Below are 9,440 nucleotides of genomic sequence, written 5' to 3'. Positions count from 1 at the left end.
TTAAGCCGATTTGGTCCCATCAGTGCTGACGCCGGACACGTCGACCTCGAAGGTGAGAACCGCAATTCCGAACTAGACCCAGCTGTTGTGCTTGGCGACCAATTGCTTGATCGGTTCCTGTTTGTTCGAGGCGAGGCTTTGGGCTTCTTCCCACCGCTCTTTCTGCCGGTGTATCCGATCACCACCAGAACGACGCCAATAATGATGACCCACTCCAACGCAGACGCCCCCCGCTAGTCTTATGCTCAGCTCGAAAGACCTCATGAATTCTGAAGGCTTTTCGTGACATCGCACAAGGTTAACACCATCATTCAAGATTGGCTGGACAAAAAATCAGACGGTCCGACGCCCGAAATTTACCATTCGAGAAGTCGCAGGCGTCGGTGGCTTGACCATGGGTTAATAGTTCCTTATTTGTTCCATCATCAGAACGAGAAGCCGCCATGTCGCAAGCCCTGCACATCGCCGTCGAAACCGCCCGCCGCCCCGCTGCGGCCGCGCTCGTTCGCAATCCTCTCCGTCTCATATCCGTGTCGGTCAAACGCGCTTCCTGAGCGCTGAACCTTTTCCGACATCGCGCCCGCAATGGGCATTGAGGACCGGCTGACACCGGACGGCTACGCACGTCCCTGCGCCGGCGAAGAGACACATCATGACCGACAACAACGACTGGCTCGATGGGCTGGACGAGACCGAGCTCGTCATCGAGGGCCGGCTCAGCAACGAGCGCAAGGACAAGTCGCCCCAATACCTCCTGCCGCTGGCGCTGCTTCAGCACAGCATTGGCATGGACGGCGTCAAGCAGCTCCATGACAGCGAGAACTTCTGCGCCATCGTGGTGACGCCAAGTCCCGATTGGACCCTGCCTCTCATGCATCTGCTCAAGCCATGGGAATGGGATTTCGTGCAGGCCCGCGTCACACCGCTTCGGCCCAGCCAGATCGCCGATGATACCTCGTCGCTCAGGACCATGGACGCTTTGGCGATGGGCGCTCGCGTTCTTGGGATCGGTCATGATCCGGAACGCTTGTTGCCATCGTCCATGAGGACCGCGGCCGACATGGTGGTACGGCTGCCCCCGCCAAATGGCGAGGTCATTGGCGCCGTCATCAAGCGCATGTGCGGCCGCACCCTGAAGGTCATCCCCAACGACATCGCATTCGGTCTGACATTCGACGAAATCGTCGCCTGTCTGCGACCCGGCACCAGTCCGACCCAATGCATCGAGCGTCTCAAGAAGGCGGTCGCGAGCAAGCGCTCGTCCTCGCCGATCACCCAGGGCGTGCCGACCATCCACGAACTGCACGGCTATGGCGATGCTAAGACCTGGGCGCTCAATCTGATCGAGGACCTGGAAGCATGGCGCCGTGGCGAGATCGGCTTCGACGCCATCGATGCAAACGTCGTTCTCGCTTCCATGCCAGGGCTAGGCAAGACCACATACGCCCGAAGCTTGGCGCATACGACGGGACTGCCACTGATCACCACATCCGTGGGCAAGTGGTTCTCTGAATCACCGGGTCACCTCGACAGCGTCATCAAGATGATCGACAAGGTCTTCGTCGATGCCAAGGCCGCCGCGCCCTGCATCGTCTTCTTGGACGAGATCGACGCGGTCCCGAACCGCGCGACGATCTCGCCTAGAGGCGCGGACTGGTGGTTGCCGGTGATCACCCATCTGCTCGACAAGCTCGATGGCGCCGTCAACGACACGACCGACCGGCTCATTGTGGTGGGCGCCACCAATCATCCCGAGAAGCTCGACGCGGCCCTCGTACGGCCTGGCCGGCTCGATCGCATCATCCACATCGCGCCGCCCACAGCTGAGGACATGCAGGGCATCCTGCGCCAGCACCTTGGCACCGACCTCGAGGGCGAAGACCTGACGCAGGCCGGACAGCTGGCTGCCGGTGCATCCGGCGCCCCGGCCGTGAGTTGGGTCAAGACGGCCCGCCGTACCGCCCGCTCGGCCAAGCGGCCCCTACAGATGGCCGATCTCCTCGCCGCCATCGCGCCGGCCGATATCAGGACCGAGGCCATGATCGAAGGCACGGCCCTGCATGAGGCCGGCCATGCCATCGTTGCCGACATCCTTGGAATCGGGGAAGTGGAATCGGTCAGCATCGTCATTCGCGACGACCACGGTGGTTCCACCATGCTCAAGTTCGATGGCTTCCTGCCGACGCGAACGGCGGTCGAGAATTTGACCATGCAGCTGCTCGCCGGTCGCGCGGCCGAGCAGTGGGATGATGGCGATGTCGGTTGGATCAATATCTGGGATCCGACCACCAGCACCTCGGTCAAGCTGCCAAACTGGAGCCCCATCTTCTCGCAAGGGCTCTCCTGGTACGCCGCCAAGATGATCAAGGAGTGGGCCGAGGAGCGCAATCAGGCATTCCACTCCGACACCGAGAAGGCCGCCGCCCGAGTGGCGCATCGGGAATTCCTGCTCGACGTCATGCCGAACGCTAAGTCCATCGAACGGCGCCGCCGGGCCCGCCAGATCGAACCGCAGACCCGGCTCATTCCCGGCAACCAGGTGGAGATCAAGTCGGTGGACCGCGATGAGGATCGCGACATTCCGCATGATACCGCCATGGCCCGTGCCCCCGAGGCAATCCCCGTAAAGAAGGGACGATCCTTCGGCGGGAAGGCCGGTCAGAAGAAGGCGCAGGAGACAAGACGCAGCAACCGTGAGCAGAAGCAGGCAGGTGCGGTGGAGAAGGATAGCAAGCCGGCGCGTCTGCCGCCCGTTTCAGCGCCCAAGCCACCAACTGTCGATCTCGCGGCGATCAAGGCGCGCGTGGCAGCGCGCGTCAACAAGAAGGGCGATGGAGAAGCAGCATGACCAAGACCAAGAAGCAGCAGCGCGAGGTTACCGAGGACGATGTCTTCGTCGCGTTTGATCAAATGCGTATCAACCACCCACGCATTCCCGGTGCGCATGCAAAGCTGGACACAGTCCGCAGGGCCGGTGTGCGTACACCGAACAGCCCAAAGCGTTACGTCGAGCTTTTCGCACCCAGTCACTCGGGAAAGTCGATGGCCATCACGACCTACATCGAGCAGAAGGTCGTCGATGAGGCGATCGAACGAGGACTGTTTCCCGCAGACATGCCAAGGTCCGAGATCGCAGCCAAGCAACGCATCGTCCTGCACGTCACGCTATCCCCCAATGCCTCGGTTCGCTCCTTGGCCACCGACATCCTCAGAGCATTTGGAGACAAGAACGCAGATGTTGGAACTGGCCCAATCCTTTTGCGCCGAGTCTACTCCTATCTGAACGGGACCTATGAGGACCCGGCGACTGGAAAGGAGATCGGACGGCAGGCCGAACTCCTTATCCTCGATGAAATCCAGCACCTCGCGGACAGCAAGGCCAAGTCTCCCGAGGGGAAGGCGATCAAGTCGCAGAAGATCGAAAGCACAGTGGTCACGGACACGCTAAAGACAATGACGATCCGAGGCTTGGTCCCCATGGTCTTCGTTGGCATTCCGGAAGCCAGAATCCACCTTTCGATCGACTCCCAGCTCACCAACCGTGAACTGTCCAAGATCGACTTCTCGCCGTTGCGATGGAGCGATGAGGGCGATCAGGTGATCTTCCTGGAATACTGCCAGGAAGCCGCGATGAAGCTGACCGAGTTCGATCTCTTCCCGGAGGAGACCGACCTTCTCGACGAGGAAATCCCCGAACGGCTCTGGGCTGCCTCTGGCGGTTGCATTGGCCTTGTGTCCCGCATCCTGGAGGAAGCCGCCCTGCACGCCGTTCGACGCGGCGCGTCCTGCGTCGAATACGAGGATTTGGAGCTCGCCGTGGATACGCGGGCAATGCCGAACAACTATGTCAACTACAACCCGTTTCGGGAGGGCGTCCGGCAGGTCGAGGTGGTGCACGACCAATGAGCATCCTCTATCGCTCGGTTACGCCGCTGCCAGACGAGAACCTTGCAGGGCTGGTTGCTCGCGCCGCAGGGATCAATATCTACCCTCGCGCCTTCGACCTGCTCAAGCTCGCAAGGCTTGGACGATACCGTCCCGAGACGATGCCGATCCGTGGTCCCGCGGCTGCGGAGAGGTTGGCTGAGGTACTGGGGACCACGAAGGATCGTCTGCAGCCCCTGTGTTACTGGCCGATCGACGAAAACCGCATCGACTTCTTCGGCACGGGTCTGACCGCCGCAGACTGGGGAGCCGCTGTGGGTCCAGCAGGTCCCACCTATCATCGGGCATGGCGCATCCTCGAGGGCCTTGAGTAAGCGTCGGTCTGGTGGCTTCCACCTATGCAGACTGGGCGAGAGCTCGCTGCAGCACCTGCAGGCTGGTGCCTGCCGCTGACCAGGCTGTCGCCGAGCCCACCACATAAAGGTTCTGCTTCGCCCTTGAGACCGCAACATTGATGATGTTCGGAGGACTGGCAGCCCACTGGCGCGCCCGATGCTGATTGGGTTTCGGTGCACCGAGGAGAAGGATGACGGTGTCGGCCTCCCGCCCCTGAAAGGTGTGAATTGTGCCGACGCGATCCCGGGGCCATTCGTCAGCCTTCACGCCGAGCGATCTGAGCAGGCCGGCCTCCCTGTCCAGGCGCCGGCGCATCTCCTGCTCGATCACCTTGAAGGGCGTGATGATGAAGACGTCCGGATCTTGAACGTCTGCGGCAGCAAGGGCGGCAAGCATGCCAACGACAGCCTCGCCTTCGGCAGGGCGCCATTTGCTCTCGGCATCGCCATTGACGTCCACCCATCGGGATTGGCCCAGAGCAGCCCCAATGGGGCCGGGCTTACGAGGGCCAACCGCGTGAACCATCTGGCCTGCATAGGCGATGGTGTTGGACACGTCGAACATCGGGTTCTGACACCGCCTGTGCACCAGCAACGGCAGACCGACCTCTCGATCGCCGATGTCGGTGACGAAGGTGGATTTGAAGCGCGAGGCCTGATCCGCAAGCGTCTGGGTGGACGCCGCAGGAGCCGACCATTCGGCTTGGTCGATGTCGAAGAACTTGCAGATTTCGGTATTGAGCTTCTCGGGCAGAGACACCACCGGTGGGATCTGAAGCGGGTCGCCAACGACGATGGTGCGCTTGGCGCGCATGATGGCGCCGACCGCCGCCTGAGGAACCGCCTGCCCCGCTTCGTCGATCAGCAACCATCCAATGCTCTCCGATGCGAGATCTCCGAACATGGTGCGGACGGATGCAAAGGTCGTGGACACCGCTGGCACGACCATGAACAGACTCGACCACAAGTCGGGAAGCAGATCGCGGTGCGCCGGCGACTGGAATGCCCCGGCGGTCATGCCCGACATCAGCAGGCCGAGGTTGTGCTGCAGCCGGTTGGCCGAAGCATCGATGAAAGCCTTGTGGACTGCCAATGCGGCGGCGAACAGATCTTCGCGCATGCGATGCACGTCGTCGGGCAGCCATGGTGCCGTCAGTTGGATGGTTTCGTGTTCCTTCTGGAAGAAGATGTCGTCGATGACGCGATCGCCTAGGCGGTTCCTTGCCGCGGATGATGCAGCGTCGAGCCGCATGACATCCTGCTGCTTGCCAGCGACTGCTCGATCAAGCCGCTGGAGTTGGCCTTGGGCCTTGCTCCACTCGGCGCGCGCCGCCTCGAGGGCGTTGCGGGCCTCCTGAGCGCGCTGATTGGACTGCCGCAACGCGCCGGCGAGACGCTGCTGGCTGGCGCTCCATGCTTTCCACGAAGCCGTGCCGAATAATCGGGCGAAAAATCCGGGGCGGCTGGCCAGATGGCTGTCGAGCGTTGTCTTGTCGCGCTCGGCCTGAGCATTTGCGTTCGCGTGCTTCTGTCGCCTTGCTTCACCCGCCTGCCGGGCATTGGCAACCGCTTGGTCGAACCGCGGCCGTAATTCGTTCAGCCGCTGCAATTCGGAGATCGCTTCCTTCAGGGACTGAATGTCGCGACGCATCCCTTCGATCGCAGCGAGCTCGGCATCGACGGCCTTCTTCTGCTTCAGGAAGGCCGAGCGGGCCCTGCGCCATTGGGCAGCGGCATCGGCTTCGTTGGTCGTAGGCTTCTCGTTGATCACCACGCTCGGCATCTCGCGCCTGATGATCTCGCCTGTCCGCTCGTCCTTGATCTCGCGCATGACATTGTTGCCGCGCGCGGCCTTCAGATAGGTCAGGAAGCCGCCGTCCTCGTTCCACCAGAAGCCTTGCTGGAAAGCGCCACGATTCCGGCCATTGCCGAGGACGGCGGCGATCAATCCCCATGTCTCCACCGGGGCGGCGTTCGCCTCCTCCTCGGCCTCGAAGTATCCGGACCGCTTGGGGTTGGCGATGAGATCGCTGATCGATCGAAAATAAGTCATCTCGCCGTTTCGGCCATTGGCTTCCTTGAGAGGCAATTCCTTGCTGACGTTCTCGACAGCCTTGTTGTTGGACGAGGCCACGACGATCTCATGACCCTTGAGCGAGGCGTCGAGTCGATAGAAGTGGAGGAAGGCGTTGGAGCCGAACGCCAGCTTTTCTCCTGTCGTCGAGAACGCATCCTGGGGGTTCTGGAACCCCGCCATGGCGGTGGCGCGGTCGAGGACGCACCCAACGACCACATCCCTTAGCAAGGTCGTCTTGCCGGTTCCGGGCGGTCCATTGACGCCCATGATGCCAGCATCGTCGCCCAACTCTTCGCGCGCGGCATTGACGGCCGCCTGCTGCAGCAGGACGAGAGGATGACCGCCGGCCGATGGCCACCGCGCCTGCGGCATCAGCGAAGGAGCAACGAACTGCTCGACCGCAGCGGCAGGGGACAGGACGTCCACTCGGTCTTCGGGCCGGCCGATGCCAAGATATCGCTGCAGCCCGACCCCTGCCCCGTTCGCTCCTATCATCTCCGAGGCCTTGGCGAGATCCTCGAGGTAGAAGGAGTTCAGCAGCGATGGCTCGGGTGGTGTTTTCGCCTTGAAGTGGTGGAAGACCTTAAGAGCAAAGGTTGGCGGTTCGACGAGATGCCCCGGCACCTCGAACTGAGAAACCAGCCAGCGATGCGCCGAATGGACGACATCGAGATCGATGGCGATCGGATTGCCGTCCTCGTCGTGGCGCCTGACCATGCGATCAAGCCGCTCGAGAATGCGCTGCTCGACCTTAGGCCACGCGCCCAGGCTGCCCAGCTTCAACTCCAGCGCCGGCTTCAACGCCCAGGCGAAGCTCGATACAGCGATGCCATTCTCCTCGAGGACGAAGCCCTCCTTGTCGATCAGAATCGAGGCAATGGCCGCGCGCTTGCCATCGGGACGCGACCGCTCCTCGTCCTCGCCGAAGACCTTCACCAGCTCGTCCGTGGCCTTGTCGAGAGCGATCGCGCCAAGGACGACCTCGAAATAGAGCCGGTGATTGGGCTTGCTGCGGGCGTCCGGACCCCACGGTATGCCGCGCTCGAACAGCGTGACCCGAGATCTGTCTCCTGAGGCCATGTCTTCAGGGCGCTTGTAGCCTTGCGGCGAGAGCGCCTCCAAGGCGGTCCAGGCAGCCAGGATTGCCTGAGGATCATTGGTCCTGCCAGTGGGCTCGAAGGTGGGCAGCGGGCCGAGATCGACGCGATCGCCTGCGGCCTCAACTCGCTTTGGCTCGCCGGCTGCTTGGGTGGGGGGCACGACCTTCAATTGAGGCGCGCTTGGATTCACTGGTGGGACGTTGGGAGCAGACGGTGGTGGAGATGCGCTCCTTGCGGCAGCGCCTGATCCAGTGATTGGCACGACCTTCTGCTTGGCAAGTACGGCCAGCGCTTCGTCGATCTTCATCGCCAAGGACCGTGCCTTCGCCGTATTACGGAAAGCAAGTTCGTTGGCAAGCCGCCCGAGTTCGTTGGCGTCGTTGGCCGACCGCTCGAAGATCGCTTCCAGGTCGAAGACCGACTTCTGCGAATATGGTCTTGTTGCCATATGGGTGGTCGCCCCCACGACGTTTCAGTCCAGAGAATTTGTCCGTTGATCCATCGAAAAGCAAGTGATCGATCCTGCTGATCCGTCCGGAGGTTAGTCGGCGTTCCTGAGGTCTTGCTTTCGGAAAGGATACCCGGGATCTTGGGTGTGTGTCCTCGCAAAGGAGCAAGGCCGAAGATGCAGAACCCCTTCGAGCAAGCATTTGTGGAGGCGCGCTCAAACATTCATTGGGCGCGAACCCCAGCAGGCGCCAACGGCTGGGACAGGATGGAGGCGATCATCATTCGTGCCTGGGCCGAAAGCGTCCTGTCCATGAAGCGTACTGAGTTGGTTTTGGTCTCTCTGCGGCACTTTATGTTTGAAGGGTTACTGGCGCCATTTTCCTTCTTTGGTCGCGCGAACGACCATCCGATCTACACCTTGATCAACGTTGGCGTCATGATCTACGTGGCCACGCAACTTCTGCAATACGCGATCGGTATCCCGGTGCTCGTTGCAACATTCCTAGCGCTAGAATTTTTCGTCGCTCCAGGATTTCAGCGGTCCAACGCATTGATGCTTACCAACATCCTCACCGCGGGCCGGCACATGAGAGAGTTCGCCTTGGAGTTGAAGGAATATCCTGCCACGCACCCTCATATGTCGGACGTGGAATTTGCCGGATTCCTAACAAAAGTTACGATAAGCGCTGACAAGGAGATGAAGCGTGTGCATGACGGGCTTTTCAAGTTGTATTGGTCACGTCAGCATATGATGAACCCAGATGTATCAGTGCAAATACAACACGCTCTGAAACGAATGGTCTTAGCGAACGACCATCGCTACAAACAAATTGCCATCGAAATCGCAAGAAACATTGGTTCGCTCGACCGTGAGCCAAACCATAACGGTGAGAGGTGGCTTTCTGACGAGCTGCTACCGAAGTTGCGTACGATGCAAGCTGCTCGAGCCTGATCTCGACGTTCGGGTAGTCTCAACGAAGCTGAAAAGGCTGTCGGCCTCTTAGTCAACAGCCACGAGCTTCCCACCTTCCAGTGCTATCAGGCCCTCCCAAGGGCCCTTCCCCAGAGCTGGATCGCAGAAATCCGATCCAGACATTTCGGTCCAGAAGAGGCAGCACTTCTGTGAAATTCGTTTGGGAGATGTAGAGGACAAGATGTCAGCAGTTACTTCGAGATTTCCTTGCCGGTTGTCGTAGCCGGCTTGCAGGTCGCAAAACTTTCCATCACCGAGGGAAATCCTCGTCCCATGAAACGTAGATAGAACGTACATGATGACTAGATCTTTGGTGCCCTCCAATGCTGGTATTTCGTCAGCTTGGACAAGTCCGCTGTTCATTAAGACGGCAACGAAGTCACTGAAGACCTCTCGGTCGCGGAATGCGGGGTTCCAGATCGCACGGTCTCCGAAATCGATTAGCAACTGCTGCTCTGCTGGTGTCAGTAGTCCGATGAACTTATTCTTCATCTTGAAGACCGCGCTTTTGAGGTCTTTCTTGGAGTGGACCCCATTTCGCCGGACAGCTGGCGGTTGGG

The 9,440-nt window shown here is 60.6% G+C and carries 7 protein-coding genes; 5 read left to right on the top strand and 2 right to left on the bottom strand.

Going from position 1 to position 9,440, the window contains the following annotated elements; genetic code table 11:
- The 4 genes from A3840_RS19900 to A3840_RS14715 form a co-directional block, all read left to right on the top strand.
- The coding region (locus tag A3840_RS19900) for a hypothetical protein (protein ID WP_205633393.1) at window positions 1-237 on the top strand (237 nt) is incomplete at its 5' end.
- A 415-nt stretch (window positions 238-652) separates the two neighbouring features.
- Entirely contained in the window at window positions 653-2,848 is a 2,196-nt protein-coding gene (locus A3840_RS14725; RefSeq protein ID WP_067458383.1) for an AAA family ATPase, read from the top strand.
- Window positions 2,849-2,976: 128 nt separating this feature from the next.
- A complete protein-coding gene (locus A3840_RS14720) occupies window positions 2,977-3,906 on the top strand; it encodes an AAA family ATPase (protein WP_425388857.1) in 930 nt (309 codons plus the stop codon).
- Complete coding sequence (locus A3840_RS14715; protein ID WP_067458376.1) at window positions 3,903-4,259, top strand: hypothetical protein; 357 nt, start codon at window positions 3,903-3,905, stop codon at window positions 4,257-4,259. The genes A3840_RS14720 and A3840_RS14715 overlap by 4 nt, the downstream gene beginning before the upstream one ends.
- 22 nt (window positions 4,260-4,281) lie before the next feature.
- Here the strand turns inward: A3840_RS14715 and A3840_RS14710 are convergent, their stop codons facing one another.
- Entirely contained in the window at window positions 4,282-7,905 is a 3,624-nt protein-coding gene (locus A3840_RS14710; protein WP_067458373.1) for a DEAD/DEAH box helicase, read from the bottom strand.
- Between the two features lie 177 nt (window positions 7,906-8,082).
- Between A3840_RS14710 and A3840_RS14705 the strand changes: the two genes are divergently transcribed.
- Window positions 8,083-8,859 carry a hypothetical protein gene (locus tag A3840_RS14705; RefSeq protein WP_067458370.1) on the top strand — a complete coding sequence of 259 codons (777 nt, stop codon included), beginning with the start codon at window positions 8,083-8,085 and terminating at the stop codon, window positions 8,857-8,859.
- A gap of 48 nt (window positions 8,860-8,907) precedes the next feature.
- Here A3840_RS14705 and A3840_RS14700 read toward each other — a convergent pair.
- On the bottom strand, window positions 8,908-9,440 hold a 533-nt coding region (locus A3840_RS14700), incomplete at its 5' end, for a hypothetical protein (protein ID WP_205633392.1).

This window comes from Devosia elaeis (assembly GCF_001650025.1).
GTDB lineage: Bacteria > Pseudomonadota > Alphaproteobacteria > Rhizobiales > Devosiaceae > Devosia > Devosia elaeis.
This window is presented reverse-complemented; position numbering and strand designations above follow the sequence as displayed.